Below are 26,981 nucleotides of genomic sequence, written 5' to 3' on the forward strand. Positions count from 1 at the left end.
ATGATCGTTCAGTTCCACGACGCCGTCGGCTCGCCCACGTATCCCCCTCTACGTGGGCGGGCCGGCGGCGTGTTCGCTCAGTTGACCCGGTTCACCCTGGTGGGCACGTCGAGCAATGTGGTCTACGCTCTCGCGTTCTTCACCCTCGACATGTACGGGTCGTTCGTCGCCAACCTGGTCGGCGTGGTGACCAGTTCGGTGTTGGCCAACGAACTCCACCGCCGGCTCACCTTCCGCGCCGCGGATCGCGTCCGCTGGTTCGTCGCACAGTGGGAGGGCGGGACCCTCGCCCTGATCGGGCTGGCCGTCAGTTCCCTCGCGCTCGCCGTCCTGCACACGCTCTTCCCCGGCGCCGACGGCCTCGTGCAGGTCGCGCTCGTCGTCGCCGTCAGCGCCGTCGTCGGCGGCCTGCGGTTCCTCGCCCTCCGCGGCTGGGTTTTTGCCTCCGGCCTGTGAGTACTTATTAACCGCCCGTGGTTAATAAGTACTCACGGCATGGGGCGGTGCCACGGACCGGTGATCGCCAGTGTCAGCCCCGGTGACTGAATGTTCGCGAACAGGATCCTCCCGTCGGCGCTGAATGCCGGACCGCAGAATTCGCTGTCGTTCAACTCGTTCCGAGCCATCGCGAACGGCTCCCCCTCCGCCGTGACACCCACGAGGTGACTGATCCCTTCGCCGTCCTCCGCGAGAATCACACCGCCGTACGGCGAGACCGTGATGTTGTCGGGCCCGTCGTAGTTTCCGGTGTCGACAGCCGGATCGGGATTGACACCGAACAGCGTCTTCAAGGTGACCGTCTGTTTCGCCGGGTCGAAGAACCACACCTGGCCGTCGTGCTCGGCGACGCTGCCGTCGCTGGTCCGTGCGTAGCTCGCGACGAAGTAGGCGCCGCCGTCGCCCCACCACTGCCCCTCCAGCTTGCGGCTCCGGGTGACGGCGTCGTTCCCGAACTGCTTGCGCACCGACGTGCTCGTCGCGTCACGGTCCGGCACACCGACCCACTGCACGGAGTACACGGTGCCCGGCTCGGTGGCCTGCGACAGGTCGGGGACGTGCGTTCCGCCCTGGAAGCAGGCCATCGCCTGGAGTGCGCCTGCGGTGTCGCCGCCCGGAGACTGGGCGAGTTCGCGCAGCGCGTTCGGCCCGCCCCGGAAGCCCTGCGGCGGCGTCCACCGGTAGTACAGCCCGTTCGGCCCCGACGCATCCTCCGTGAGGTAGATGGTGCTCGACGCCGGATCCACCGCCACGGCCTCGTGCGCGTACCGCCCCAGGAACTTCAGCGGCACAGGACTTTTGCCCCTGTTCGCGTCCTGGCTCGCGGGGTCCACCTCGAAGACGTAGCCATGGTCGAGCAGGAACCCGCCCTCCCCCGCGCGAGCCTCCGTCTCCTCTCAGGTCAACCAGGTCCCCCACGGGGTGATTCCGCCCGCACAGTTGTTCACGGTGCCCGCGACGCTGACATACTGGCCCTGCCGTGCGCCGTCGGCACCGACCGCAGTCGTGGTCGTGCCGCCGCGCGCGCCTGTGTCGTACGTCAATCCGTCGAGCGCCGGCACGCCGAACGGTTCGTCGCTACCGATCTCATGGTTGGTGACGAGCGTGGAACCGCCGGGTCGCGCGAACACCCCGATCGCGTCGGGGTCGCTCGGCACCGGCAGGCCACCGTCCAACTGCGTCTCGCCCGACCGGGAGACGACGGTGTACGAAAAGCCCACCGGGAGCGACAGAATGCGGTTCGGGTCCGGCACGAGCGGTCCATAACCGATCGCCTGTCCCGGTGCCGCGGACGCGAACGCCGGGCGAACGAGGGCGTCGACGCTTCCGGCGAGAGCCACACCGAGGCCGGTGAGCGCGGTGCGACCGAGGAATCCGCGGCGGTTGAGTGGTGCAGTGGACACTGTGTGAAACCTCCATGGTGACGAACCGGATCCTCAGGACGGTAGGTACCGCGGTGCCCGGCTTCGTGGACGCACCGTGGCGGGCGAATGAACCAAGTGCGAACTTCGCCCGTGAGTACTTCTTAACCGCCCGCGGTTAACAAGTACTCACGGGCGGCGAAGCCGCACAACCGTTGACATGTGACCAAATGGTCACCTATTCTCGATCCATGGACGACGATCACGTCTTCAAGGCGCTGGCCGATCCGACCCGCCGCCTGATACTCGACCGATTGTTCGCCCAGGATGGTCAGACGCTCACCGAACTCGAGTCGCACGTCGAGATGACGCGATTCGGTGTCATGAAGCATCTGCGTGTGCTCGAAGACGCGGGACTCGTCGTCACGCGCCGCTCCGGCCGGGAGAAACTGCATTACCTCAATCCTGTGCCGATACAGCTGATCCACAACCGGTGGATCGACAAGTACACCGAGCGTCACACCTCGGCGCTCGCTCAGCTGAAATCCGAACTGGAGGAAGAGAAATGACTACCGTCGACGCGATCCAGATCTACGCCGTCTACATCAAGGCGACGCCGGAGGCCATCTGGGAGGCCATCACGAAACCCGAGTGGTCGCAGCAGTACGGGTACGGCGGCCTCGTCGACTACGACCTCCGCGCGGGCGGGTCGTTCCGCACGCGCGCGGACGACGCGATGAAGGAATACCCCGGCGTTCCGGACGTGATCGTCGACGGCGAGGTGATCGAATCCGATCCGCCGAAGAAACTGGTTCAGACGTGGCGGATGCTGATGGACGCCGACAACGTGGAGGGTTTCACCACGCTGACCTACGAGATCGTGCAGTCGAGCAGGCCCGGAGTCGCGAAACTGACTGTCACACACGACCTCACCAATGCTCCGGGCCTGGCGGAGATGGTCGCGGGCAGGCACGAACCCGAGGGCGCGGGCGGCGGCTGGAACGAGGTGCTGAGCGGAATGAAGACGCTGCTCGAGACGGGTCAGCCGATGGTGAACTGGGGCTGAATACCGGGTCGGCGGGCGTGAGGGCCCGACATCTGTCGGATGGCCGCAGTAAGCTCCAACCATGACGGCTGCGCAGTCGCTCGACGGGGAATTCCTCGCACTCGCCGACCCTTACCGGCGCGAGTTGCTCGCCCATTGTTATCGCATGATGGGCTCACTTCACGACGCCGAAGACCAGATGCAGGAGACGTTCATCCGGGCGTGGCGCGGATACGAGGGCTACCAGCAGCAGGCGTCGTTGCGGACGTGGCTGTACAAGATCGCCACCAACACCTGCCTGACGGCGTTGCAGAACAGGTCGAAGCGTCCGCTGCCGAGCGGTCTGGGCGCTCCCGACTCCGACCCGACCGCCGAACTCGTCGAACGACACGAGGTGCCGTGGCTCGGGCCGCTCCCCAACCGCCTCATCGACGACGACGCCGGCGATCCCGCCACCGTCGTGACGTCGCGCGAGTCGGTGCGGTTGGCGTTCATCGCGGCCCTTCAGCATCTTCCTGCACGTCAGCGCGCTGTTCTCGTCCTGCGCGACGTGTTGCAGTGGAAGGCGTCGGAGGTCGCGACGGCCCTCGGCACCACCACGACGGCGGTCAACAGCCTGCTGCAGCGTGCCCGGACGCAACTCGAACTGGCCACGCCGTCGGCGGACACGCTCGTCGAACCGGAGTCCCCCGAGGAACGCGAACTGCTCGACCGCTACGTGGCCGCGTTCGAGAACTACGACATCGACGGGATCGTCGAACTGTTCACCAAGGACGCCGTCTGGGAGATGCCGCCGTTCGAGGGCTGGTACCGCGGCGGGACCGCGATCGGCACCCTGGTCAGCGAGAAGTGCCCGGCCAAGGCTCGAGGCGACATGCGACTGGTGCCGACGGTGTCGAACGGACAGCCGGCGCTCGGCCTGTACATGCGCGGGGAGGACGGGGTCCATCGTCCGTTTCAGCTGCACGTCCTGGACGTGACGGCCGACGGGGTCTCCCACGTCGTCTGCTTCTTCGACATCGATCTGTTCGAGAAGTTCGGACTGCCGGAGACCCCGCCCGCCTGACCCCTACGCCGGCACGGCGGCCGGATCCATCCACATGACCTCCCAGACGTGGCCGTCCAGGTCACGGAACGCGCGGCCGTACATGAAGCCCTCGTCCTGGAGCTTGCCCCACGCCGAGCCACCGGAGGCGAGGGCCTTGTCGACCAGGCTGTCGACCTCCTCGCGGCTGTCGGCCGAGATACACAGCAGCGCCTCGACGGCCTTCGAGGTGTCGCAGATGCCGCCTTCGATGAAGTCCTTGAACCGGGACTCGACGAGGAGCATCACGGACGTGGACTCGTTGATCACCATGGCGGTGCAGGAATCGTCGCTGAACGTGGCGTTGAACTCGAAGCCGAGTCCGCCGAAGAACTGCTTGGTCGCGTCGAGGTTATTGATCGGCAGGTTCACGAAGAGCATCCGGGACATGTGATTCTCCTTCTCGGGTTCCGCCCAGTGCGGAAGTCATCGATACAGACCACGGCGGTGCGCAAAACTCATCGGCGCCCGCGCGCCCGATTCTGTCAGCTCTCGGCGAGGTCGAGGAACGAACCGATCATGATCCGTCCGGCGGCCTCCACGGCGTCCATGTGTTCCCCCGACGGCGCGGTGCCGGGCGGCATGTGGGCCTGCATCACGGGCAGTTGCTCGCGGGTGAGTTCGACGTGGAACTGCAGACCGTAGGCGCGGCGTGCGATGGCGAACGCCTGATTCTCGTAGAGGCGGCTGCTCGCCAGCCGGACCGCGCCGTCCGGGAGGTCGAAGGTGTCGCCGTGCCAGTGGACGACGGGCACCTCGGCGCCGACGGCACCGAACACGGGATCGCGCGTTCCGTCGTCGGACACCGTCACCGTCCCCGCACCGTTCTCCGGGCTCGGCCCGCGGCGGATCGGACTGCCGAACGAGGCCGCGAGAAGTTGCGCGCCGAGGCAGATCCCGAGCATCGGGAGACCGGCGTCCACAATTTTTTTGATGAAGTTTCGCTCTCGCGGAAGTTGCGGGTGGGTAACGTCGTCGAGTGCGCCCATCGGACCGCCCATCACCACGAGGCCGCCGATGTCGTGAACGTCCGGAAGTTCCGACGCTCGGTACGTGGGGTACTCGGTGTAGCGAATTCCCCGCTCCGCCAGCAGAGTTCCGACGAGAGCCGGTCCTTCGAACGACACATGTTCAACAATTGCCCATGGCTTGGTCATGCCACAATTCTTACCGAGTAGGGACTTTCGGCCCTAGGCAGTTTCGGAAACGCGAATTCCGCACTGAGTGCACAAAATTGGGATGTTCACACGGAGTTCATTTTCGGTGTCGATCACTCGAATGACAGACGCCCAACTGGACGCTTGTCTAGTGGCATGGCTCACGGGAAACCTGTAGAAATACGAGCGTCACGCTTTCGTGACCTGTCCCATATCAATTAGTTATCCGGTGGTGGTCCCTGACAAACGGAACGTCACCATCTCCCGTTACCTCAGACCACAGACGAGCCCTCCTGCGATCCGGGAAGTCGTCTTCGGGATGGAAAGGGCAATAGATGCCGCTCCCCATGTCCCCCCTCGACTCGATGTTCCTTCTCGGCGAGTCCCGAGAGCACCCGATGCACGTCGGCGGCGTGGAGATCTTCCAGCTCCCGGACGGCGCCGACACCTATGACATGCGCGCGATGCTCGACCGCGCGCTCGTCGAGGGCGACGGCATCGTCACACCCCGGCTCGCCAAGCGGGCCCGCCGGTCCTTCTCCTCGCTCGGCCAGTGGAGCTGGGAGACCGTCGACGACATCGACCTCGGTCACCACATCCGGCACGACGCACTGCCCGCCCCCGGCGGCGAGGCCGAGCTGATGGCCCTGTGCTCACGGCTGCACGGATCGCTGCTCGACCGCAGCCGCCCGCTGTGGGAGATGCACTTGATCGAGGGACTGAGCGACGGACGGTTCGCCGTCTACACCAAGATCCACCACGCGGTCGCCGACGGCGTCACCGCCATGAAGATGCTGCGCAACGCGCTCAGCGAGAACTCCGACGATCGGGACGTGCCCGCTCCGTGGCAGCCGCGCGGCCCGCGCCCGCAGCGGACGCCGTCGAAGGGGTTCAGCCTGTCGGGTCTCGCCGGTTCCACCATCCGCACCGCCCGCGAGACGGTCGGTGAGGTCGCCGGTCTCGTGCCCGCGCTGGCCGGCACCGTCTCCCGCGCCTTCCGCGACCAGGGTGGCCCGCTCGCGCTGTCCGCACCAAAGACTCCGTTCAACGTGCCGATCACCGGCGCCCGCCAGTTCGCGGCGCAGTCGTGGCCGCTCGAACGTCTCCGCCTCGTCGCCAAGCTGTCCGACAGCACCATCAACGACGTCGTGCTCGCGATGTCCTCGGGGGCGCTCCGCAGCTACCTCGAGGATCAGAACGCCCTGCCCGCCGAGCCGCTGATCGCGATGGTGCCGGTGTCGCTGAAGAGCCAGCGCGAGGCGGCGACCGGCAACAACATCGGGGTGCTCATGTGCAACCTCGGCACCCACCTGCGCGAACCGGCGGATCGGCTCGAGACCATCCGGACCTCCATGCGCGAGGGCAAGGAAGCCTACGGCTCGATGACCGCCACGCAGATCCTCGCGATGAGCGCGCTCGGGGCGGCACCGATCGGCGCGAGCATGCTGTTCGGGCACAACTCGCGGGTGCGCCCGCCGTTCAACCTCATCATCTCCAACGTTCCCGGCCCCAGCTCACCGCTGTACTGGAACGGTGCGCGGCTCGACGCCATCTACCCGCTGTCGGTGCCCGTCGACGGCCAGGGCCTGAACATCACGTGCACCAGCAACGACGACATCATCTCGTTCGGTGTCACCGGCTGCCGCAGCGCCGTGCCCGACCTGAAGTCGATCCCGGCCCGGCTCGGACACGAACTGCGCGCACTGGAGCGGGCGGTCGGGATCTGACGTCAGGGGGTCTTCCGGTCGCTGTGCCCGAGGTCGCGGTCGGGTGCCACCCGGTCGCGGACCAACTGCTTGAGGACGGTGATGTCCGGGAAGCCGCCCTGCTCCTTGCGGTCCCAGATCAGGTCGTCGTCGACGGTGATGCGGAAGATCCCTCCGGTGCCGGGGACGAGTGCGACTTCGCCGAGTTCCTGCCCGAACGTGCCGAGTAGTTCCTGCGCCATCCATGCTGCACGCAACAACCATTGGCACTGGGTGCAGTAAGTGATCGCGACCCGGCCGTCTGCGCTGCTCGTCGTCATCGTGCCAGGTTAACCGAACACGCTCCCCCGCTTGCTGTTCGAGTTGCATGCGCGACACCTGTTCGTCATGCGGGCGTCAGCATGTTGGGGCAGACTGTCGATCGCCATGCTGTGCCCTCTCGACGAAAGGAAGCCTCCATGCCCACCGCGCTCGAAGAATCGCGTCGCCACGCCATCGACCTGACCAACGAGAAGATCCAGGCCGTCAAGGATTTCTTCACCAACATCTTCCGTCTCGACACCACGCACCGCACCGAGGCGTGAACGGGCGGGGAGGCCTTCGCCGCGAAGGCCTCCCCGCGTTCACCGGATCGTCCCGAAGAACTTCACGACCTCCGCGGCCCGGAAGTGGTCTTCCGACACGTGTGGGCCGCTCACCTCGACGAACTCGACCGAGTCCGAGCCGCGGCGGATCATCTCGACCCACGGCCCCGTGACACCGGCGATGTTCGCGACCTCGTCCTCCCGCGAGGCGTACACCCGAATGGGTACTCCCACATAATCTCCCGGCCGGTGCCGGACGGCGTCCCAGTGCTCCGTCTTCGATTCGAGGTCGTGCCCGTCCGCGGACAGGTCGAACGCGTCCCGCAGGGTGTCGCGTCCGTGCTCGCCTCGTTCCCACACCGCGCGCAGCGACAGCGACGGGGCGATGAACACGGCACCGTCCCACGGCACCTCGCGCAGTCGCACGGCGTTGGCGGCGGCGTTCCCGCCCATCGATTCGCCGATCAGGAACCGCCGCAGCACCGGCCACCGCCGGGACACCCACGCGTCCAGCGCCACCACGGCGTCCTGCGCCGACCGGTTACCCCATAGGTCGCCATGCAGGTACGGGCTCGCGACCACGTATCCGGCGTCTAGCAGGCCGTCCCGCAGTCCGGCGCGATCGTCGATCGACCTCTCGTCCCCCGTCCGCCCGTGCAGATAGTACGCGACTGCCGACGGCGTCACCCCGCGCGGCACCCCGACCAGCGCACGATCGCCGGACCGCGGGACCGTCACCGCGTACTCGTCGTACCTGGTGAGGTGCGCCGTGCGCCGCGTCACCTGTTCGACGGCGCCGGCACGAATTGTCACACCGCCAACGCTAACAAGCGACGACGCAACATGCCGGGCGGCGATCTCGGACGCGGCACCCGTTTCGCCGAGTCGGGCCGACCGCCGGCGGCACGCTCCTATACTTCGTAGCGTTGAGCCCTAGTTGCGAGGGTTTGCAACCGTTCGCTTGTGGGATTGTTTCGTGCTGTCTAGTGGAGTTTGGTGTCGTGATGTTGAGGGATTGGGCGGCAGCGAGCGGAGTGAAGTACCGGACCGCGTCGGCGTGGTTTCATGCGGGAACGCTTTCTGTCCGAGCTCAGCAGTTGCCGTCGGGCACGATCCTGGTGGGAGATACTGCGGTCTGCACGCCATGGGTCGGGAAGGGCATGAAAATTCGTAAGCTGTTTGCCGATCAGAACGTGACGACGATCGTGGTGGAGCATCGGGAGCAGCCCGACGAGGCTCGGGTTCGAATGCATCGAGGCCGTTTTTGTCGGCGCAAGGTCGTACTCTGCTCACGTTGGCCGACGATGGGGGTGGTTGATGATCTGGTGGGACATGACCGGGGTGGTGACGTCGCTGCGTGCCCGCCTGAACGGGCAGCGCCGTGCACGTCGGCGTGCCGCCGCTGCCGTGGCCGCCGCGACGGACCGCCCATGACGGCCGCTGCTGCACTCGAGGATCGGACTGCCGACATCACTGCGCCGGATCCGTCTCGGACGGTGATCCGGGCGTACGTCTACGTTCTCGATCCCACCCCGGCACAGGTCGAGGCGTTACGGTCGCATTGCGGGGCACAGCGTTTCGCCTACAACTGGGCACTGTCACAAGTCAAGGCGAACCTCGATCAACGGACCGCGGAACGGTCCTACGGTGTTCCCGACGCGGAGCTGACCCCGTCGATGTCGTGGTCCGCATACCGTCTGCGCAAATTCTGGAACACCGTCAAGAACGACGTCGCGGTCGCCCCCGAGACCGGGAAAGTGTGGTGGCCAGAGAACTCGAAGGAGGCGTATAGCTCCGGGATCGCGAACTGTGCTGCCGCGTTGTCGAACTGGTCCGACGCCCGGTCCGGGAAACGGAAAGGCTCGATGGGGTTTCCGCGGTTCCGAAGTAAGCGGGCGGTGCTGTCGTGCCGGTTCACGACGGGCAGTTTCGGGCTGGTCACCGATGGCGGTGACCGCCGTCATGTGCAGTTGCCCCGGATCGGGGCGATCCGGACGTGCGAATCCACCCGCAAACTGGCCCGCAAGACTATCGCTGGGACGGCGCGGATCCGATCTGCGACCGTGTCGTATCGACGCGGCCGGTGGCAGGTGTCGTTTTCCGTCGAAACTACTCTCCCCGCCAGGGCACTCCCGCCCACCGCCACCTGTGCCTCCGCCGTTGCCGATGGTGGTGTGGACGGTTCGGTGGTCGGCGTCGATGTGGGGGTGAAACACCTCGCGGTCCTCTCGACCGGAGAGATGATCGACAACCCGAAACACACACGAAAGCACGCGAAGGTGTTGCGTCGTCTGCAGCGCCGCGCGTCCCGCCAGATCGGCCCGGATCGCCTCACCGGCCAAGAGCCCTCACAGCGGTGGCTGCGCACCCAAGACCAGATCAGGGCAGTACACACCCGCACCGCCGACGCGCGCCGCGATCACCTGCACAAACTCACCACCCGACTGGTGCGGGACGTCGGCACCGTCGTCGTCGAAGACCTCAATGTCACGGGGATGACCCGCTCCGGTGGCGCCTACAAGCGTGGACTGAACCGGGCTCTGCGTGATGCGGCGCTCGCCGAGATCCGACGACAACTGACCTACAAGACCGAGTGGACCGGCACAAGACTGCACGTGGCGGACCGTTGGTATCCGTCGAGTAAGACCTGCTCGAACTGTCAGGTAGTGAAAGCCAAACTACCCCTCAATGTTCGGGTGTTCACCTGCGATTCGTGCGGATTCCGCGCTGATCGTGATCACAATGCCGCCCTCAACCTCGCTGCCCTCGCGGCGGTTGTTGACGGTGGTGCGTCTTCGGCGAGTTGCGGACGAGACGTAAAAGACGCCCGACAGAAACCAACCATAAGACCCGCCATCCGGCGGGCAGACGGTATCGCTGCGGGAACGCCACATAGTGGTGAACGTGGCCGGGGTAACCCGGCCGCTCATGCCGAGTGCACCAAACAACACTCAGGATGAACGGGGATCGATGGGTATCTTCCTGCTACGACGAGCGCTCAATTACGTGGTGCTGTTGCTGCTGGCGTCGTTCCTGACGTTCAGCCTCACCTCGCTCACCTTCCGCCCGCTCGACAGCCTGGAACAACGTAACCCCCGGCCGCCGCAATCGGTGATCGACGCGAAGGCCGCGGAACTGCATTTGGACGACCCGATCCCGGTGCGGTACGCGAACTGGCTGGGCGGCGTGGTGCACGGCGACTTCGGCACCACCATCACGGGTCAGCCGGTGTCGGACGAGTTGGGCCGCCGGATCCTGGTAAGCATGCGATTGCTGATCCTCGGTTCCGTCATCGGGGCGGTGCTGGGGGTGCTGATCGGCGCCGCGGGTGCGATCCGGCAGTACAAGTTCAGCGACTATTTCAGCACCGTCGTGTCGCTGCTGATTCTCAGCGTGCCCGTGTTCCTGGTGGCAACCCTGCTGAAATACGGTGCTCTCCAGATCAACTCGGCGACCGGCAGCCAGATCTTTCTGTACACCGGGGAATCCTCGGCCAGCACGATCACCGGGTTCTGGCCGCAGTTCGTCGACCGGGTGCAGCATCTGGTGCTGCCGACCATCGCGCTGGCGTTGGGCAGCATCGCCGGGTACAGCCGATATCAACGCAACGCGATGCTCGACGTTCTGGGGAGCGACTTCATCCGGACCGCGCGGGCGAAGGGGCTGACCCGGCGGGCGGCACTGCTCAAGCACGGACTCCGGACGGCGCTGATCCCGATGGCGACCCTGTTCGCCTACGGGTTCGGGGCGCTGGTCGTCGGGGCCACGTTCACCGAGAAGATCTTCGGCTGGCACGGCATCGGCGAGTGGATCGTGATCGGCATCGACAACCAGGACACCAACATCGTCGTCGCGATCACGTCGTTCACCGGGCTGATCGTGCTGTTGTCAGGGCTGCTCTCGGACGTCGTGTATGCGGCGCTGGACCCGAGGGTGCGTGTGGGGTGACCGAGATCCAGATCGCGTCCACCGATGCGGCGGTGTCGGCCGTCGGGCGCCGGACCCTGCTGTTTCGGCGGTTTCTCCGGAACAAACCCGCCATCGCCGGGGTGTGCATCCTGCTGTTGCTGTTCGTCGCCAGTTTCGTCGGACCGTACCTGCTCCCCTACGACTATCAGCAACTCGACTACACCGCGCTGCTGCAGCCGCCCAGTGCCGAACATCCTTTCGGCACCAACCAGATCGGGCAGGACGTTCTCGCCCAGACGTTGCGCGGGCTGCAGAAGTCGCTGATCATCGGCATCTGCGTCGCGCTCTTCTCCACCGCCATCGCGGCGCTCGTCGGTGCGCTGGCCGGGTATGTCGGCGGCTGGCCGGATCGGGTGATCATGTGGCTGGTCGATCTGCTGCTCGTCGTTCCCAGCTTCATCATCATCGCCGTGTTCACCCCCCGGCTGAAGTCGTCGAGTTCGATCGTCCTGCTGATCCTGCTGCTGGCGGTGTTCGGCTGGATGATCACCGCCCGGATGGTCCGCGGGATGACGCTGAGCCTGCGCGAGCGGGAATTCGTGCAGGCCGCCCGGTACATGGGGGCACCGACGCACAAGATCATCACCAGCCACATAGTCCCGAACATCGCGTCGATTCTGATCATCGACGCGACCCTGAACGTCGGTGCCGCGATCCTCGCCGAGACCGGGCTCAGCTTCCTCGGGTTCGGCGTGCAGAAACCGGACATCTCCCTCGGGTCGCTGATCGCCGACGGTACCGAATCCGCGCTCACCTACCCGTGGCTGTTCATGTTCGCGGGCGGACTGCTGGTGATCACCGTGCTGTCGGCGAATCTGGTGGGCGACGGTCTGCGCGACGCGGTCGACCCCACCTCGAAGCGGGCCCGGTCCCGCAAGAGCAGGAAGAAGGCGAAGCGGTGACCGGGCAACCGCTGCTCGACATCGAGAACCTGCGGGTCAGCTTTCCCAGCGAGGAGGGCCGGATCGAGGCGGTCCGGGACGTCAGCTACACCGTCTCCGACGGCGAGGTGCTGGCCATCGTGGGTGAGTCGGGCTCGGGCAAGTCGGTGGCGTCCCTCGCGGTGATGGGGCTGCTGCCCGAGCACGCGCGCGTCACCGGCTCGATCCGGTTGCAGGGCCGCGAGTTGCTGGGCATGGGAGACCGGGAACTGTCGGCGCTGCGCGGGAAGACGGTCAGCATGGTGTTCCAGGACCCGCTGTCCGCGTTGACGCCGGTGTACCGGGTCGGTGACCAGATCGCCGAGGCGCTGCTGGTCCACGGCCGGGCGAGCAACAGGAAGGACGCCGAGCAGCGCGCCGTCGACCTGCTCGATCTGGTCGGGATCCCCGATCCTGCGGTGCGCGCCAAGGCTTTTCCCCACGAGTTCTCCGGCGGCATGCGCCAGCGCGTGGTGATCGCCATCGCGATCGCCAACGATCCCGCGCTGATCATCTGCGACGAACCGACCACCGCCCTCGACGTGACCGTGCAGGCGCAAATCCTGAACCTGCTGCGCAAGGCGCGTGATCTCACCGGCGCCGGCGTCGTGATGATCACCCACGACATGGGCATCGCGGCGACCCTCGCCGACCGCGTGGTGGTGATGTACGCGGGCCGGGTGGTGGAGTCCGCTCCGGTGCGGGAGCTGTTCGCCGAACCCCGGATGCCCTACACCGCAGGACTACTCGTGTCCGTACCAAGGATGGACGCGCCGATCCGGAGCCGCCTGGTCTCGATCGCCGGCGCCCCGCCGGCACCGCATTCACTGCCACCCGGTTGCACGTTCGCGCCGCGCTGCCCGCTCGCCGTGGACGCCTGCCTGCTCGCCGAACCGGAACTCGTCGCGACCGGACCGGCCCACCGGGCGGCGTGCATCCGCGTCGACGAGAGCGGCACCCGCGACCTCTTCACGGCATATCGGCGGGATCAGCCGGCCCCCGCCCCCACTGCGAGGACGCAACCCGAGCACCGGGTGGTGCTGCAGGTGACCGACCTGGTGAAGACGTATCCGATCACCAGCGGTCTGGTGTTCCGCCGCAAGCGCGGCGAGATAAGGGCGGTCGACGGCATCACGTTCGACATTCGTGCGGGTCGCACGCTGGCGTTGGTGGGCGAATCCGGCTCGGGCAAATCGACGACGTTGACGCAGGTCCTCGACCTGTCCGCGCCGGAATCCGGGTCGATCGAGGTGCTGGGTGCCGACGTCGCGGCGCTGAGCGCCCACCGCAGGCGCGCCCTCCGGCGGAAGATGGCCGTCGTCTTCCAGGATCCGACGGCGTCCCTGGACCCCCGGCTGCCGGTGTTCGACGTGCTCGCCGAGCCGCTGCGGCTGGACGGCCGCGGGCGCGAGGAGATCGGCCGCCGGGTACCGGAACTGCTCGACCTGGTGGGGTTGCGACGCGAGCACGCCGACCGGTATCCGGCCGATTTCTCGGGCGGCCAGAAGCAGCGGATCAGCATCGCCCGGGCGCTCGCGCTCGATCCGGAACTGCTGTTCCTGGACGAACCGGTGTCTTCGCTCGACGTCTCCATCCAGGCCGGGGTGCTCAACCTTCTGCGCGACCTCCAGGAGCAGCGGGGCATGTCGTACCTGTTCGTCTCCCACGACCTATCGGTGGTCCGCAACATCGCGCACGACGTCGCGGTGATGTACCGGGGCAGGATCGTCGAGTCGGGAGCCGCGCAGACGATTTTCGAGGATCCGCAGCACGAGTACACCCGGGCACTGCTCGCGGCAATCCCCGTACCGGATCCGACGTATTTGGCACACTAGGGTCAGCGACCTTCGAGGAAGGGCACATCCATGAGGATTCGTTCGGCGCGCACCCGCCTCGCGGTATCGTTCCTGGCCATCGGCCTCGTTCTCGCCGGCTGCGGGGGCTCGGACACCGGCGGCACCGGGACCGGATCCGGGTCGATCGGCACCACCAACGACATCAACCCGCACGACCCCAGCGAACTGCGCGACGGCGGAAACCTGCGGTTGGCGTTGTCGGGTTTCCCGCCGAACTTCAACACGCTGTCCAACGACGGCAACGACTCCGAGATCGGCGGCATGCTGAAGCCGATGATGCCCCGCGCGTTCGGCACCGACGCCGCGGGGGCGCTGTCGGTGAACCACGACTACTTCGTCGACGTCGCGCTCACCGGCACCGACCCGCAGCAGGTCACGTACACGATCGACCCGAAGGCGGTGTGGTCCGACGGCACCCCGATCACGTGGGAGGACATCCAGTCCCAGGCCGCGGCGCTCAGCGGGAAGAACAAGGAATTCCTGATCGCGAACACGTCCGGATTCGAGCGGGTGGACCGGGTCGAGCGCGGCGTCGACGACCGTCAGGCGGTGATCACGTTCGCCGAGCCGTACGCCGAGTGGCGGGGCCAGTTCGCGGGCAATTCGATGCTCTACCCGAAGTCGGCCACCGCGACCCCCGAGGCGTTCAACACGAGCCTGCGCGACGGGATCTCGCTGACGTCGGGACCGTTCCGGATCGCGTCGATCGACCGGGCGCAGAATCGGATCACGTTGGGTCGCAACCCCGTGTGGTGGGGCAACACCCCGAAACTCGACACCATCACGTACAGCGTACTCGACGACTCCGCGCGAATTCCCGCGCTGCAGAACAACGAGATCGACGCGTCCGGGCTGGGCACGATCGACGAGGTGAAGACGGCGGAGGGATCGGACGGCATCGCGATCCGCCGGGCGCCGGGAACCCAGTTCTCGCACATCACGTTCAACGGCGCGGACGGATCGATCCTCGCCGATCCGGAATTGCGGGTGGCGCTGTCCAAGGGCATCGACCGGCAGGGTATCGCGACCGCGATTCAGAACGGTCTGGTCGACGACCCTCAGCCGCTGAACAACCACGTCTACCTCAGCGGTCAGGAGGGCTACCAGGACAACAGTGCGGCCGTCGCCTACGACCCCGAGGAGGCCGCGCGGCGGCTCGACGAGCTCGGCTGGAAACTGAACGGCGAGTTCCGAGAGAAGGACGGGCGCCGGCTCGAGATCCGTGACGTGATGTACCAGTCGACCACCTGGGTCCAGATCGCGCAGATCGTTCAGCAGAACCTCGCGCAGATCGGCGCCAAACTCAACATCGACACCCGGGGCGGCACCGGGTTCTTCACCGATGTCATCCAGCCCGGCGACTTCGACCTCGCCCAATTCTCCTGGGTAGGTGATCCGTTCCCGCTCAGCGGTCTGCCGCAGATCTACGCGTACAACCCCGACGACCTGCAGGGCAATTACGGCCGGATCGGTTCGCCCGAACTGAACGCGCTGATCGAGCGGACGATCTCGGAACTCGACCCGCAGAAGGCGATCGAACTGGCCAACGAAGTCGACACCGCGGTGTTCGAGGAGGGGTTCTCGCTGCCGCTGATGCAGGCGCCGGGCAACGTCGCGGTGCGCGACAACCTGGCGAACTTCGGTGCCGCCGGCCTCGCGTCCTACGACTACACCAAGATCGGCTTCCTGAATTAGCGGGTTCGCGGCCGTGCACTACCCGGTGGCCGTCGCCGGGGGCGCACTGCTGGTGTGCGGCGGGTTCGCCGTGGACGCCGACGCCGATCAGTTCAGCGCACTGGTCGTCGTGGCGGCGGCGGTGCTCGGGGTCACCGGCTACACGTGGTTCGCGGCCACCCGCACGCGCTCGGGGCCGGGTCGGCCGGCCACGGTGCACCGGGTTCGCCAGCAACACCGACTGACCAGCAGGTCCTGGATCGAGGTACGTGAGGAACCGGGTTCGCTGTGGATTCCGGTGTTCTTCGATCCCGCTCTGGTCACCCTGCCGACGCCGACCGCGGCGACGGTGCACGACGCGGGCCGTCGCACCGTGGTGGTGTGGGAGGGCCGTCGCCTGCTCCCCTCCGGGCGAGCGCGTCGTTCGGAGCCGCCCGGCCGGTTGATCGACAACCCGTCGCGTCCGGATCCGGACGGTCCGGTGCGCGCCCGGGTCGCGGTCCGGCCCGCCCGCAGGCTCGTCCTCGACGCTCAGTTCGCGGTGGCGGCGCCGTTCGCCGGGGCCTTGTGGGTGTACGTCGCGGGCGGCGGGCTTTCGGCATTCGCCGGCGCGACGTGTGTGGCCGCGGCCGTCGCCGTGTGGTTGGCGGCGGTCCGCGGCTCCGACCCCAGCTGAGGGCGGCTACGACATGGTGACGCCCGCGCTGACGAAGCACGGCAACAGCCCGGCGACCTCACTCAGCACCGGCCCGAACCCGACGGCGGCCGGTACCGGATCGTTGACGAACGCGACACCCCGGAACCCGGTGGTGAGGTTCGTGAACTGCACGACGGCGCCGTTCCACTGCGCGAACGGCGCTGCGGTGGTGTACCGGATCCGGTCGGGTCCGACGCGTTCCGCGTTGAACGTGAGCCAGGCTCCGGGGGCGCACGTCGACATCGAGCCGGGGACGAACGGCGCGGCGGAGGCGGCACCGGGCACAGCGAACGACAGTGCGCCCGCGACGGCGAGCACTGCTCCCAGCCGACCCAGCACTTTTCGAGTAGACATCGGAATTCCTTTCGGGGCGCGCCAATCCGTCTCCCCGAGTACGGCGGAACCGCGTCACTGAGTGTGAATACCAGGTCAGAGAAGTATATCTCCGCAGGTACCTCCGGCCGCTACGTCCCCGACGTCCAATTCGAGGCGGTCATCGTCGAACCGGACCACCCGAACGGTGCGCGTGTCGCCCGCCGACGTTGTCACCTCGAGCCTTCCGTCGTCGTCCGCGGGCACCCACGTTCCCTCCCGTGGTTCGTCGGCGTCGCCTCGGCCGATCGCCCAGTCGACGAACGAGCCGTCCGGCCGGAATTCGATCCCGCCACGCCCCCGCGCCCGCGGGAAGTCGAATCCGGCGGGCCGGTACACGCGGACACCGTCGTGGTCCTCCTCGAAGGAATGCCGCCAGCGTCCAGCGGCACCCGGGGCCACCAGTGCGGAGACGGCCGGACTCGCTGCCCGTCCGGTCCACAACGCCTTCCGGACGCCGTCCAGGCACGCGCCCATCCGGGCGCCCTGCCCCTTGGTGAACATCACCATCCCCGCGTCGTCCGTGTAGTCCATGTAATCCATGAACAGGTCGCCGTGGGGGCCGTTCCCGCAACTGATGTGCGGGAAGCGCGGCATCCCGACGTTCTGCCCGCCCTGATTGGGGGTGTCGGCGACCTCGTCGGAGCCCCGGCACCCGGTGCCGTCGTCGCCCCAGATATGGAAGAGGTTGAGGTAGTGCCCGATCTCGTGGGTCGCGGTGCGCCCGAGGTTGAACGGGGCCCGCGCGGTGCCCGTCGTGCCGAACGCGGTGTACGTGATCACGACGCCGTCGGTGGCGACGGGGCCGCCGGGGAACTGCGCATAGCCGAGCAGGCCACCGCCGAGGGCGCAGACCCAGATGTTGAGGTATCTCTGCGTCGGCCACGGGTCGGCGCCACCGGTCTCCGCGGACTTCACGCCGTCGTTCTGGTCGAACGAATCGACTTCGGTTGTGGTGCGGGTGATTCCGTTCGACGGCCGCCCGTCCGGGCCGGTGTCGGCGAGGAAGAATTCGATGCCGGCGTCGCCGATCAGCTGCTCGAACGCGGGCGGAACGGTGTCGATGTCGTCGTTGGTGGCGCGGAAGTCCTTGTTGAGCACCACGATCTGGCTCTCGACCTGCGCGTCGGAAATGTTCTGCGCCGCTGTCGTCGACACCACGTGCACGACGACCGGAATCCGGACCGGTCCGCGGGCGGCGATCGACTGCAACGGCTCCAGTTCGATGCTCTGGTTCTCGATCTCCGAGCGGGCGATGCGATACGACTCCGACTCGGTCAGCAGCCGGCGGTGCACGTCCATCGCCCCGCACGTGCGGCGGGTCGGCAGATCGGCCGCTGATTCGGTGGTGCTCATGACGTCGGGTTCCCTTCCGGTTTCAGAGGATCAGGTCCTGAGGGCGGATCAGTTCGCGGGGCAGGCTGCTCGCCTCGATTCGTTCGAGCGGGTCGGCCGCGATGTAGGGGTCCAGGCCCAGACCGGTCAACTGTGCGATCCGCCGGACGGGTACCTGGAACGTGCGGTACGCGCCGTAGGAGAACGCCTCCTCCCCCTCGGCGAACTCGTCGAGCAGGGCGGCCTGGCTGAGCAGGTATCCGGTGACCGAGAGGCTGCCGTCCTGCTTCACCATGGCGACCGTCTTCCAGAACTGCCGTGGCAGCGCCACACCGCGGTACTTCGGGTCGTCCGGTGCGAGAACGGGCCCGGTCACGACGGTGACGGAGAGATCGGCGTTGTCCGCGTTCTTCAGGACGTAGTCCTCGAGTCCCAGCCACAGCGTCTGTCCCGCGTTGAAACTGTGGTGTTGCGGAGTGCAATTGGTGAAGTGGAACGTGTCGTCGTTCGCCGCTTTGGCCAGCGGGCCCCAGGCCGGGTCGAGACGCCGCACGAGGTGCCCCCGGTCGAGCGGATTGTCGCGGTACACGTCCTCCCCCGTCTGCTGATCGGCCGGAAGCCGGGGGTCGAGAATCCATCTGTCGCTGTCGCGCCGGAGGCTCTGCGACTGCTGTCCGTCGATGTTCACGGCGGTGAACAGTGCCAGCGCCCGCTCGCGGTGCATGACGACGCTGAAGTGGTGATACTTCAACTCCGGTGACGCCACCGCAGGCACCTCGGGCCGCGGCAGTGGTAGCGGCACCCGCAGGAAGTTCTCGTCGTACCCACCCCGGGTGCCGTAGTTCGGATCGACCGAGATCGCTTCCGGCGCGGCGGCCGGTGACTCGACGGATCCGAGGCGCACCGTGATCTCCAGGGGAACCCGGACGGTCACCTCCCGTGCCTGTTCGAACTCCGGGCGGACCGCCGGCACCGTCCGCTCGGCGCCGAGGATCTCGTCGACGAGGTCCCGCCACTGCGGGGTCAGGTTCTGCGCACGCACGTATTCGAGTATGCGGCTGATCCGCACCCCTTCGTTGAGGACTCCACCGAACTCGGTGTGCTGCGGCGCACGCACACTCGCGTGGTGCAGGGCGACCACCTCCCACTGGTCGTTGAACACCGGTGAACCCGACGATCCGGGTTCGGTGTCGGCCGAGTAGTGCAGGAACCGTTCGGGAATGTCGACGATGCGGTTCTCCCGCAGCGCGATCTGCTTCTTCTCGCCGCGGGGATGCTGCACGATGGTCACGAACTCGCCGATCACGGCCTTGCCCTCCGCCTGGATCAACGGGCTGAAACCGAACTGCGCGAGCGTCCCGGGCTCGGCCCCGACCGCGACCAGCGCGAAATCACGTTCCCGGTCGGCGAGGTAGAACCGCCCCGGATCCAGCGGAAACATCTGCACGGGCCGCGGTTTTCCGTCGACGCCGTCCTGGTAGTCGAACTCGATCACGCTGCTGCGGGCGATGTCGGCGTCCGGCAGCACGTGGTGGTTGGTCAGCAGCAGGGCAGGTGAGACGAGGAAACCGGTGCCGTAGCCCTGCAGGGTTCCCCGTGCGTCGCGGATATTCACCCGTCCGATGGACCGGGCGGCGGCGACGCCGGCATCGAGGTAGCGGGCGCCGACGAAATCTGCTGTGCCCACGATCTTCTCGAGAATCCGATCCGGGAGGGTGTCCGACGCCCAGCCGTCCTCGCCATAGTAGCGACCGAGCCGGTCCACCCGCTTCGCGATCCGTTCGGGCGTATCCGCCGCGGCAACCCCGCCGGGACCGTTGAGCGCCTCCACGTGCTCGCCGCGCTGGGGTGCCCGTTCCCGCGCACGCAGTTCTGCCGCATCGTGTTGTCGTTGCCGTTCCGCCTCGAACGTTCCCGCAGGCGTCGCGCGCTGCGACTGCCCGTCTCCGATGTTGTCGACGATGGTCATGACTCGGTCCTCACGTAGGCGGCGGCTCGGTGCTGTGCCTGCCAGCCTTCGCGCCGCGGGCGGACCGGTCATGCGTAGCCGACTACTCGTTTCTCGGTCCGACCGCGGCGCCGGCGCGTTCGTACTGTTCGACGCCGTTCCGGACGACCCGCCGAATGCGGTTGCCGTCGGCCACCAGGGCGTCGAGCAGCGGAACCGCCAGTTCCGGGCGGATCGGGATTTCCGCGAGCAACTGCCCGAGTTCGAGTGCGTCCGATCCGAGTGCTCCGACGACGACCTCCCGCCGCGCGCTGTCCAGTGCCGCTTCGACGTCGAGTTGCTTCGCGGTGTCACCCCGTGCCGTCGGTATCGGTGTCGCCGTCTCGACCAGCAGCGCCCGGACGTCCCGCGCGGCCAGGTCGCGGTCGGTCGCCCAGACCAGCATCGCCGCGACGGCCACGTACAGCGCGGCGAAGGTCGTGCCCTCCATCTCCGGCCGGTCGACGAGCCGCTCGCACGTCGTCCCGGTGATCGTCCGCGGCGCGTAGACGTCGGGTTTGCCCGCGTCGGGGAAGTACGGGGTTTCGTGGGTGAGAGTGCCGTCGTCCTCGACGGCACCGACGGCGAACGCGTCCGCACTCCACGCGGGATACGCCGGTTCGTCGGAGTGGTCACCCGAGACGATCACGAGTCGTCCGTCGCCGACCAGGCGCGCGATGACGGCGTTCTGCGCGTCGGACGGGACCGCGTTGCCGTAGTCGAACACCAGGATGTCCGCGTCGGCGAGGGCGGCGTCCTCCATCCACCGGCAGACGTCACGCTCGGACGGGACACCGTGCGCGAAGGCCAGCTCCTGGGGCAGGAGTTCGGCCAGCGCCGATTCGCCCTGCCCCGTCTCGCCGGCCACCACCCGGCCCGGAACGTCGTGCCGGATGGCGCACTGCGTGACGGCCACCGCGATCTCCTCACGGCGACCGGCGGTGAACGGTCCCGCCACCGCCAACCGCAGTGCGTGCCGCACCGGCGCCGCGGCTGCCGCCTCGGCCTCGGGTGCCCCGGAGCCGGCGCCGAAGAAGTCGGACCCGTTCGACACCGGCGGTGCCGGCTTCGCGGCACCGACACCGAGTTGCCGGACGAGCAGCGGCAGGTCCCGCGGTTCGAAGGTGCCGTCCTGGGCGGCGAGATCCGCCAGCTGCTCCCACAGTTCCAGGTGCCGCACGTCGGTGTAGAGCCGGGAGAGATCCTGCTCCGGGTAACGCGTCAGCGTGGGCAGATTGCGCCGGATCCATTGCCACACTTCGGGCCAGGACAGGGCGTCGAGGCGGATCGTGCGCACTTCCGCGGCGCGGAGCGACTCGGTCAGTCCGGCGAGTTCCCCAGTGGTCGCCACGGCGAGCCGCGCGTCGCCCCGACGCTCTGTCAACAGGACCAGGGCGTCGAGGAGGTCCGAGGCGCCGGGGGCGTCGCCGACAAGCAGGTCGCCGTCGTCGACGACGATCGCGGTGGGGACTTCGGTGAGGTCGTCGAGTAGCCGCTCCCACCAGTCACCGGCGCTGAGCCTGCCGGGCCGGGCGGTGCGGACCCCGGCGTCGTCCATCAGCTCGGCGACGATCCGGGACAGTTCGCGGAGCGGGTCGGGTTTCGCGAGCAGCCGTTTCGCGCTGACGAACAGATGCGCGATCTGCGGTTCGAGCTCCTCGAGCACGCGGTCCAGGAGGGCGGTCTTTCCGGTGGAGGGCATCCCGACCACGTGCAACAACCGGGCGGACGTCCGCCCGGACAGCACGTCCACCCCCTCGCGCAGTTCCGCTAGGCGGGAGATGAAGCGGAGTTCGCCCTGGCGGATCCCGATCCGCCGCGAGATCCGCCGGGGCGAGGGTTCCGGCCGCGCTTTCGCGTCCGGGTCGATGATCGCGCCGGGCTCGCTCCCGCCGACGAACAGGCAGGGCACCGCCCAGTCGAGCAGGGGGTCGCCGCTGTTCTCGTCGCCGTTGATCGCGAGCCGCGCCAGCCGCAACGCCTCCGCGACGGGCTGGCCGGCGGTCAGCGCCTCGTAGAAGAAGCGTGTCAGCAGTCGCTCCGTCCGGAACGGCAGCACCGCCTGCATGCCGATCACCATCGGGCACGCATCACGCACACAGATGTCGGCCGAGGACAGCGGCCCCGGCCACGGGTCGTCGTCGGTGGCCCCGTCCGGCGCGCGGGCCGTCTCGCACCCCGCGAACACCGCCAGCCGGAGGTCCGGCAGCTGCTGCAACAGCAACGCGAACTCCTGGCTCGGCAGCAGCATCCCGCGGCCGTTGCGCCGCTCCACCTTCAGACCGTCCGGATTGGCGTGCCCGAGATAGTGGAAGAGGTGAAACCCTCGTCTCTGCATGCCCATTCGACTGCGAAGACGTTCGACGGACGGACGGTCCTCGACCACCACCCGGAGCAGACCACGGTCGACCAGGGGCCGCAGTTCCGACAGCAGGCTGCGTTTCTCGGCGTACAGGTCGAACGGGGCCTCGGAATCCTCCGGGCCCTCCCGCAGCGGACTCGACATCACCAGCAGGAGATTGAGCGGCGGCTCGATCGGCGTCTGCCGGATCGGGTACGTGCGCGACCGTCCGGACCGCACCACGTGGACGTCGCGTGCCATGGCGAGGAACTGGTCGGGGCGTTGCGGATCCAGCAGCAACTCCCACGGCCAGGCGCACACTTCCTGCGGCGCGGCGAGGATCCGCACGAGGAGCTGAGTTCCCGCCCTCCCGGCGATTCCCCGGCTCTGCTGCAACAGCGTTTCGATGTCGGGGATCCCGAACACCAGGTCCGTCAGCACTTTCCCGACGTCGAGCGCGTGGGCCGCGGCGTCGGTGCGCGCGTGCCGGACGGTGTCGGTCAGCCATCCGGACGGCGCGTCGATCGTCTTTCCCGTGACGTCGTTCGGCAGTTTCCATTCCGGGATCTCTCGCCGCACCGCGAACACCGACCCCATCCAGGACTGCGCCGACAGCCAGACGTGGTCGCCCGCCCGGAGGACGCTGATCTCCAGTTCCTCGAAACCGGTTGCGGGTCTCATGTTTCCGCGCTCCTAGGCGTCCACGGACCGGGCGATCTCGTCGAGGTCGACGACACTCGCGACGTCGGTGACCGGGTGCACCCCGGGCGCGCGCACGGTGATCCGGTAATCCTGGGCGGATAATCCGTCGAGGACTGCCTGCTGCCAGCCGTCGACGGCCGGCGACAACGGGTGCTGCCCGCCCGGACCGCCTGCGACGGGCTCGACCGAAGCGACCAGTCGAGCGCCCCCGGCACCGGTTCGCGCGCGGATCACCAGCGGCTCGGCGGTCGTCACGTCGTCGACCTCCAGCGCCACCGATTCGTTCACCGCCGGAAACACGTTCGGCGGCGCGAGAACTGCGGTGGTCAGGATCCCGCCCACATGGTCGAGCACCGGGTCGTCGTTCTGCAGGGATCCGTGCCGCTGGCTGAAGAACGCCGCGTTCTTCCATCCCGTCATGAGCTCGTGCGGGGTGGCCGACAGCTTCGGCACGGTGCCGTCGCCGCCGCTCTCACCGGGCCCGCGGACGGTCATCGTCTCGACCTTCGACCCGGCGAGCCGGGCGGCCCATTTGGTGGGCTGGAAGTCGCCGATCACCGGACGGATGTCGTAGCCCTCGGGTCCCGACTTCAGCCGCGCGTCGACGGCGTCGCGCAGGCCCCGGTGCAGGCGCACCGCCGCGCCCATCCGGCCGGCGTCGAGTCCCGTGCCCGACCAGTCGAGCGCCGTGTCGTCGAGTGCGCGCCACGACCCGTCGTCACCCGCCATGCACCGATACGACGGCAGCAACTGGTAGGCGGACGTGAACGACCCGATCAGCGCACCGAGGTCCACGGTGAACGGACCCCAGCCCTTGCGGAATCCGTTGACGAGGAAATCGAGCGCGTTGACCGAACCCGAGTACGGGGTGCCGAACGTGACCAGGGTGCGGGTGTCGCGCCACCCGTCCAGCAGTTCGAGGAACAGTCGGGCGACGATTCCGCCCATGGAGTGGCACACCAGCACGAGCTTGGCGTCCGTGTTGCCCGACTTCTCGCGCCACCGCGCCAGCCAGTCGTGGGATCGCCGGGCCAGCGTGCGGGCCGCCACCCGGTTGTCGCGCCGCCAGTCGTAGGGCAGTTCGAAATAGTTGTCGCCGGGAACGGCCCCGAATCGGCGGACCAAGTCGTCGCGGAACTTCGTATAGCCGTCGATCTTCCAGTCCAGCCCGGGAACGAAGTGGAAGTCCGGTACCAGCCGGGTGGCCACGACGCCGTCGCCGAGGTCGTCGACGTCCGGGTCGTCGCCGTCGAGTTTCAGTGTTTTGATATTTCTGCCCAGCGACAGCACGCTCGCCAGCGCGACGCCCGGTGTCGGTGCCCACACGTCTTTGCCGTCACGCGCGAGGACCGACCCGCCGATACCGGGCAACAACACGACGACGTCTTTCATGGCGGCCTCCGGGATCGAACGCCCAGGAGAGGGCGGCTTCGAATCCCAGTCTTCTCTTCCTCGCCGCAATACACACGAGTAGCGGACCACTCGGTTTGCAGCTTTTCGGCGGGCCGCCGACGCTCAGCGTTGCGCGAAGTTGAGGTAGGCCTTCGACGGCGTCGGGCCGCGCTGGCCCTGGTACTTGGAGCCGACGGCCGAGCTGCCGTACGGGTGCTCCGCCGCGCTCGACAGCCGCAGCAGGCACAGCTGGCCGATCTTCATCCCCGGCCACAGGGTGATGGGCAGGTTCGCGACATTGGAAAGTTCCAGCGTGATGTGCCCGTTGAAACCCGGGTCGATGAACCCGGCGGTCGAGTGCGTGAGCAGTCCGAGGCGGCCGAGCGAGGACTTGCCCTCGAGGCGGCCCGCCAGGTCGTCTGGCAGCGAGCACACTTCCAGCGTGGAACCGAGGACGAACTCGCCGGGGTGCAGAACGAACGGCTCCCCCTCCGCCGGCTCGACCAGCGTGGTCAGCTCGTCCTGCCGCTGAGCTGGGTCGATGTGCGTGTAGCGGGTGTTGTTGAACACCCGGAACAGGCTGTCGAGGCGCACATCCACGCTCGAGGGCTGGACCATCGAATCGTCGAACGGGTCGATGCCCAGACGTCCAGTGGAAATTGCGGTACGGAGATCGCGATCGGAGAGGAGCACAGGTAGAGGTTAACGGGTGTGGATGGCCATCGAGAGCAGCAGTTCGGTGCAGGTATCCACCAGCTCCTCCTCGGGGAGGGTCACGGTGCCGTTCAACCACGCCGTCAGGGTCTGTGCCAGGCCCCCGACCATGAAGTGCGCGGCCAGGTCGAGGCGCGGGCTCTCGGCCACCTCGTAGTACCCGACCGTCTGCTTCGTGACCAGGCCCGCGAACAGCCGCGAGCTGTCGAGGCGACGCTGGGCCAGCACCGCGCTCGACTGCGCCACCGAGAACATCAGCCGGCCGTGCCGCGGATCCTCGGCAACCTCCCGCACGATGTTGCGGACCCCGGCGCGGACGATCTCCCGCTCCCCCGGCCCGGCGTGCGTCACGGCGTCCAGGGTGCTCGTTGCGATGCGTTCCACGACGTGGTCGTAGACAGCGACGGTCAGCGCGTCGCGGTCGGGGAAGCTCTCGTAGAAGTAACGGGTGGCGAGCCCGGCCTGCTTGCAGACTCCGCGCACGGTCAGGGCGTGGTCGCCGTCCGCGCTGCCGAGCAGGTGGAGTCCGGCCTCGATGAGCTGGCTGCGTCGATCCGATCGACGCTGGTCACCCTCTTGGCCGCCGTACACCCTGTCCGACGCGATTGCCATGGAAACATCTTCGCACTTGCCTCTGGACTCGCCACATATATGTGAGTACGGTCGTATTCAGATAGGTAATTCACCGCTTGCGACAGGAGTGCACATGTCGACATCTCTCGAGGTGCCGGACCGACTCGAACTGGTCATGGACGGCGCCGGCCTGCTCGCCGGCGCAGCAAACGTGATCATGCAGCTCTCCCACCCCGCCGTCGGATACGGCGTCGTGGAAAGCCGCGTCGAAAGCGGACAGATCTTCCGGCACCCGATCAAACGAACCCGGACCACCCTCACCTACCTCGTCGTGGCGGCGCGCGGCACCGACGAGGAGAAAGAAGCGTTTCGCAACGGCGTCAACCGCGTCCACGCCAAGGTGCAGTCGGGGCCAGACAGCCCCGTGCAGTACGACGCGTTCGACCCCGAACTGCAGCTGTGGGTCGCCGCCTGCATCTACCGCGGATTCGAGGACGTCCACCGCTCCATGCACGGCGAACTCACCGCCACCGAGAGCGAATACTTCTACCAGCAGGGAGCCACCTTCGGCACCACCCTGCAGGTGCCGAAGGAGATGTGGCCCGACACCCGCGCCGCCTTCGAGGAGTACTGGAACAAAGCCCTCGCCGACGTGTCGATCGACGACACCATCCGCGAATACCTGGTCTCCGTCGCCAAGGTCGAATTCATGCCCGCCGTCGTGTCCCGACTCTTCGGCCGGCTCAACCTGTTCTTCACCACCGGCTTCCTGCCACCACTCTTCCGCGACCAGATGCACCTCACCTGGACCGCCAAGGATCAGCGACGCTTCGACCGGACCATGAGCACCATCGGCGCCATCAGCCGACGCATCCCCGTCACCATCCGCGAACTCCCCTACATCCTGCTCATGCGCGACCTCCGACGCAGACTGCGGACCGGCAAACCCCTCGTATGACACTCCGCGCGTGTGCCCGCGTAGTCCGGATCACCATCTGATAATGTTGCCGCCGC

At 67.5% G+C, this 26,981-nt stretch carries 24 protein-coding genes and 1 pseudogene; 13 read left to right on the forward strand and 12 right to left on the reverse strand.

The window, feature by feature from the left end:
- Nucleotides 1-456, forward strand: a complete 456-nt coding sequence (locus CJ179_RS10270) for a GtrA family protein (protein WP_095861364.1) — start codon at nt 1-3, stop codon at nt 454-456.
- A 32-nt stretch (nt 457-488) separates the two neighbouring features.
- Here CJ179_RS10270 and CJ179_RS10275 read toward each other — a convergent pair.
- Nucleotides 489-1,901, reverse strand: a pseudogene (locus CJ179_RS10275) (alkaline phosphatase PhoX).
- A 209-nt stretch (nt 1,902-2,110) separates the two neighbouring features.
- Between CJ179_RS10275 and CJ179_RS10280 the strand changes: the two are divergent.
- The 3 genes from CJ179_RS10280 to CJ179_RS10290 all read left to right on the forward strand — a co-directional run bounded on the left by CJ179_RS10280 (nt 2,111) and on the right by CJ179_RS10290 (nt 3,970).
- Nucleotides 2,111-2,428 (forward strand): helix-turn-helix transcriptional regulator, encoded by a 318-nt coding sequence (locus CJ179_RS10280; RefSeq protein ID WP_174705445.1) that lies wholly within the window; start codon nt 2,111-2,113, stop codon nt 2,426-2,428.
- Nucleotides 2,425-2,925, forward strand: a complete 501-nt coding sequence (locus CJ179_RS10285; RefSeq protein ID WP_095861365.1) for an SRPBCC family protein — start codon at nt 2,425-2,427, stop codon at nt 2,923-2,925. The genes CJ179_RS10280 and CJ179_RS10285 overlap by 4 nt, the downstream gene beginning before the upstream one ends.
- A gap of 61 nt (nt 2,926-2,986) precedes the next feature.
- A complete protein-coding gene (locus CJ179_RS10290; protein ID WP_095861366.1) occupies nt 2,987-3,970 on the forward strand; it encodes a sigma-70 family RNA polymerase sigma factor in 984 nt (327 codons plus the stop codon).
- A gap of 3 nt (nt 3,971-3,973) precedes the next feature.
- On the opposite strand, the gene CJ179_RS10295 is transcribed toward CJ179_RS10290, so the two are convergent.
- Together CJ179_RS10295 and CJ179_RS10300 are read right to left on the reverse strand one after the other, a co-directional pair.
- Nucleotides 3,974-4,378, reverse strand: coding sequence for a VOC family protein (locus tag CJ179_RS10295; RefSeq protein WP_095861367.1), 405 nt, complete (start codon nt 4,376-4,378; stop codon nt 3,974-3,976).
- 95 nt (nt 4,379-4,473) lie between these two features.
- A complete protein-coding gene (locus CJ179_RS10300; RefSeq protein ID WP_095861368.1) occupies nt 4,474-5,145 on the reverse strand; it encodes a type 1 glutamine amidotransferase in 672 nt (223 codons plus the stop codon).
- Nucleotides 5,146-5,480: 335 nt separating this feature from the next.
- Here CJ179_RS10300 and CJ179_RS10305 point away from each other — a divergent pair, with 335 nt between their 5' ends.
- Complete coding sequence (locus tag CJ179_RS10305; protein ID WP_072937523.1) at nt 5,481-6,872, forward strand: wax ester/triacylglycerol synthase family O-acyltransferase; 1,392 nt, start codon at nt 5,481-5,483, stop codon at nt 6,870-6,872.
- Between the two features lie 2 nt (nt 6,873-6,874).
- Here the strand turns inward: CJ179_RS10305 and CJ179_RS10310 are convergent, their stop codons facing one another.
- Entirely contained in the window at nt 6,875-7,171 is a 297-nt protein-coding gene (locus CJ179_RS10310) for a SelT/SelW/SelH family protein (RefSeq protein WP_072937524.1), read from the reverse strand.
- A 138-nt stretch (nt 7,172-7,309) separates the two neighbouring features.
- On the opposite strand from CJ179_RS10310, the gene CJ179_RS52655 reads away from it, so the two are divergent.
- On the forward strand, nt 7,310-7,435 hold the full coding sequence (locus CJ179_RS52655) for a hypothetical protein (protein WP_255314952.1): 126 nt from the start codon (nt 7,310-7,312) through the stop codon (nt 7,433-7,435).
- Between the two features lie 39 nt (nt 7,436-7,474).
- Here the strand turns inward: CJ179_RS52655 and CJ179_RS10315 are convergent, their stop codons facing one another.
- Nucleotides 7,475-8,248, reverse strand: a complete 774-nt coding sequence (locus tag CJ179_RS10315; protein ID WP_095861369.1) for a serine aminopeptidase domain-containing protein — start codon at nt 8,246-8,248, stop codon at nt 7,475-7,477.
- A gap of 617 nt (nt 8,249-8,865) precedes the next feature.
- Here CJ179_RS10315 and tnpB point away from each other — a divergent pair.
- The 6 genes from tnpB to CJ179_RS10345 are packed head-to-tail and all read left to right on the forward strand — an operon-like array spanning nt 8,866 to nt 16,530.
- Entirely contained in the window at nt 8,866-10,395 is a 1,530-nt protein-coding gene (gene tnpB, locus CJ179_RS10320) for an IS607 family element RNA-guided endonuclease TnpB (protein ID WP_095861370.1), read from the forward strand.
- Between the two features lie 10 nt (nt 10,396-10,405).
- Nucleotides 10,406-11,383, forward strand: a complete 978-nt coding sequence (locus tag CJ179_RS10325) for an ABC transporter permease (protein ID WP_095861371.1) — start codon at nt 10,406-10,408, stop codon at nt 11,381-11,383.
- A complete protein-coding gene (locus CJ179_RS10330; RefSeq protein ID WP_095861372.1) occupies nt 11,380-12,306 on the forward strand; it encodes an ABC transporter permease in 927 nt (308 codons plus the stop codon). Before CJ179_RS10325 ends, CJ179_RS10330 begins: the two co-directional genes overlap by 4 nt.
- Complete coding sequence (locus CJ179_RS10335) at nt 12,303-14,159, forward strand: ABC transporter ATP-binding protein (RefSeq protein WP_095861373.1); 1,857 nt, start codon at nt 12,303-12,305, stop codon at nt 14,157-14,159. Before CJ179_RS10330 ends, CJ179_RS10335 begins: the two co-directional genes overlap by 4 nt.
- Nucleotides 14,160-14,189: 30 nt before the next feature.
- Nucleotides 14,190-15,875 carry an ABC transporter family substrate-binding protein gene (locus CJ179_RS10340; RefSeq protein ID WP_095861374.1) on the forward strand — a complete coding sequence of 562 codons (1,686 nt, stop codon included), beginning with the start codon at nt 14,190-14,192 and terminating at the stop codon, nt 15,873-15,875.
- 49 nt (nt 15,876-15,924) lie between these two features.
- Nucleotides 15,925-16,530: a hypothetical protein gene (locus CJ179_RS10345; protein ID WP_095861449.1), complete on the forward strand. Its 606-nt coding sequence runs from the start codon at nt 15,925-15,927 to the stop codon at nt 16,528-16,530.
- Between the two features lie 6 nt (nt 16,531-16,536).
- Here the strand turns inward: CJ179_RS10345 and CJ179_RS10350 are convergent, their stop codons facing one another.
- The 7 genes from CJ179_RS10350 to CJ179_RS10380 all read right to left on the reverse strand — a co-directional run bounded on the left by CJ179_RS10350 (nt 16,537) and on the right by CJ179_RS10380 (nt 26,006).
- Nucleotides 16,537-16,905: a hypothetical protein gene (locus tag CJ179_RS10350; protein ID WP_095861375.1), complete on the reverse strand. Its 369-nt coding sequence runs from the start codon at nt 16,903-16,905 to the stop codon at nt 16,537-16,539.
- Between the two features lie 75 nt (nt 16,906-16,980).
- Nucleotides 16,981-18,279, reverse strand: a complete 1,299-nt coding sequence (locus CJ179_RS10355) for a zinc metalloprotease (RefSeq protein WP_095861376.1) — start codon at nt 18,277-18,279, stop codon at nt 16,981-16,983.
- 22 nt (nt 18,280-18,301) lie between these two features.
- On the reverse strand, nt 18,302-20,227 hold the full coding sequence (locus CJ179_RS10360; protein ID WP_095861377.1) for a DNA/RNA non-specific endonuclease: 1,926 nt from the start codon (nt 20,225-20,227) through the stop codon (nt 18,302-18,304).
- An 82-nt stretch (nt 20,228-20,309) separates the two neighbouring features.
- Nucleotides 20,310-23,267 (reverse strand): CHAT domain-containing protein, encoded by a 2,958-nt coding sequence (locus CJ179_RS10365; protein WP_095861378.1) that lies wholly within the window; start codon nt 23,265-23,267, stop codon nt 20,310-20,312.
- Between the two features lie 12 nt (nt 23,268-23,279).
- Nucleotides 23,280-24,680: a hypothetical protein gene (locus tag CJ179_RS10370; protein WP_095861379.1), complete on the reverse strand. Its 1,401-nt coding sequence runs from the start codon at nt 24,678-24,680 to the stop codon at nt 23,280-23,282.
- A gap of 123 nt (nt 24,681-24,803) precedes the next feature.
- Nucleotides 24,804-25,373, reverse strand: coding sequence for a dCTP deaminase (gene dcd / locus CJ179_RS10375; protein ID WP_072937534.1), 570 nt, complete (start codon nt 25,371-25,373; stop codon nt 24,804-24,806).
- 9 nt (nt 25,374-25,382) lie between these two features.
- Entirely contained in the window at nt 25,383-26,006 is a 624-nt protein-coding gene (locus CJ179_RS10380; protein ID WP_095861380.1) for a TetR/AcrR family transcriptional regulator, read from the reverse strand.
- 94 nt (nt 26,007-26,100) lie between these two features.
- Between CJ179_RS10380 and CJ179_RS10385 the strand changes: the two genes are divergently transcribed.
- The gene (locus tag CJ179_RS10385) at nt 26,101-26,925 is read left to right on the forward strand and encodes an oxygenase MpaB family protein (protein WP_072937535.1); all 825 of its coding nucleotides are present in this window, start codon (nt 26,101-26,103) and stop codon (nt 26,923-26,925) included.
- Nucleotides 26,926-26,981: the final 56 nt, after the last annotated feature.

It is taken from the genome of Rhodococcus sp. ACS1, assembly GCF_002300155.1.
GTDB classification, from domain to species: Bacteria; Actinomycetota; Actinomycetes; order Mycobacteriales; family Mycobacteriaceae; genus Rhodococcus_F; species Rhodococcus_F koreensis.

What these genes read in the sequence shown, in the direction of transcription:
- CJ179_RS10270 (WP_095861364.1), top strand. Translation starts at nt 1, where the DNA reads ATGATCGTTCAGTTCCACGACGCCGTCGGCTCGCCCACGTATCCCCCT.
- CJ179_RS10280 (WP_174705445.1), top strand. Translation starts at nt 2,111, where the DNA reads ATGGACGACGATCACGTCTTCAAGGCGCTGGCCGATCCGACCCGCCGC.
- CJ179_RS10285 (WP_095861365.1), top strand. Translation starts at nt 2,425, where the DNA reads ATGACTACCGTCGACGCGATCCAGATCTACGCCGTCTACATCAAGGCG.
- CJ179_RS10290 (WP_095861366.1), top strand. Translation starts at nt 2,987, where the DNA reads ATGACGGCTGCGCAGTCGCTCGACGGGGAATTCCTCGCACTCGCCGAC.
- CJ179_RS10295 (WP_095861367.1), bottom strand. Translation starts at nt 4,378, where the DNA reads ATGTCCCGGATGCTCTTCGTGAACCTGCCGATCAATAACCTCGACGCG.
- CJ179_RS10300 (WP_095861368.1), bottom strand. Translation starts at nt 5,145, where the DNA reads ATGACCAAGCCATGGGCAATTGTTGAACATGTGTCGTTCGAAGGACCG.
- CJ179_RS10305 (WP_072937523.1), top strand. Translation starts at nt 5,481, where the DNA reads ATGCCGCTCCCCATGTCCCCCCTCGACTCGATGTTCCTTCTCGGCGAG.
- CJ179_RS10310 (WP_072937524.1), bottom strand. Translation starts at nt 7,171, where the DNA reads ATGACGACGAGCAGCGCAGACGGCCGGGTCGCGATCACTTACTGCACC.
- CJ179_RS52655 (WP_255314952.1), top strand. Translation starts at nt 7,310, where the DNA reads ATGCCCACCGCGCTCGAAGAATCGCGTCGCCACGCCATCGACCTGACC.
- tnpB (WP_095861370.1), top strand. Translation starts at nt 8,866, where the DNA reads ATGACGGCCGCTGCTGCACTCGAGGATCGGACTGCCGACATCACTGCG.
- CJ179_RS10325 (WP_095861371.1), top strand. Translation starts at nt 10,406, where the DNA reads ATGGGTATCTTCCTGCTACGACGAGCGCTCAATTACGTGGTGCTGTTG.
- CJ179_RS10340 (WP_095861374.1), top strand. Translation starts at nt 14,190, where the DNA reads ATGAGGATTCGTTCGGCGCGCACCCGCCTCGCGGTATCGTTCCTGGCC.
- CJ179_RS10350 (WP_095861375.1), bottom strand. Translation starts at nt 16,905, where the DNA reads ATGTCTACTCGAAAAGTGCTGGGTCGGCTGGGAGCAGTGCTCGCCGTC.
- CJ179_RS10355 (WP_095861376.1), bottom strand. Translation starts at nt 18,279, where the DNA reads ATGAGCACCACCGAATCAGCGGCCGATCTGCCGACCCGCCGCACGTGC.
- CJ179_RS10360 (WP_095861377.1), bottom strand. Translation starts at nt 20,227, where the DNA reads ATGACCATCGTCGACAACATCGGAGACGGGCAGTCGCAGCGCGCGACG.
- CJ179_RS10365 (WP_095861378.1), bottom strand. Translation starts at nt 23,267, where the DNA reads ATGAGACCCGCAACCGGTTTCGAGGAACTGGAGATCAGCGTCCTCCGG.
- CJ179_RS10370 (WP_095861379.1), bottom strand. Translation starts at nt 24,680, where the DNA reads ATGAAAGACGTCGTCGTGTTGTTGCCCGGTATCGGCGGGTCGGTCCTC.
- CJ179_RS10380 (WP_095861380.1), bottom strand. Translation starts at nt 26,006, where the DNA reads ATGGCAATCGCGTCGGACAGGGTGTACGGCGGCCAAGAGGGTGACCAG.
- CJ179_RS10385 (WP_072937535.1), top strand. Translation starts at nt 26,101, where the DNA reads ATGTCGACATCTCTCGAGGTGCCGGACCGACTCGAACTGGTCATGGAC.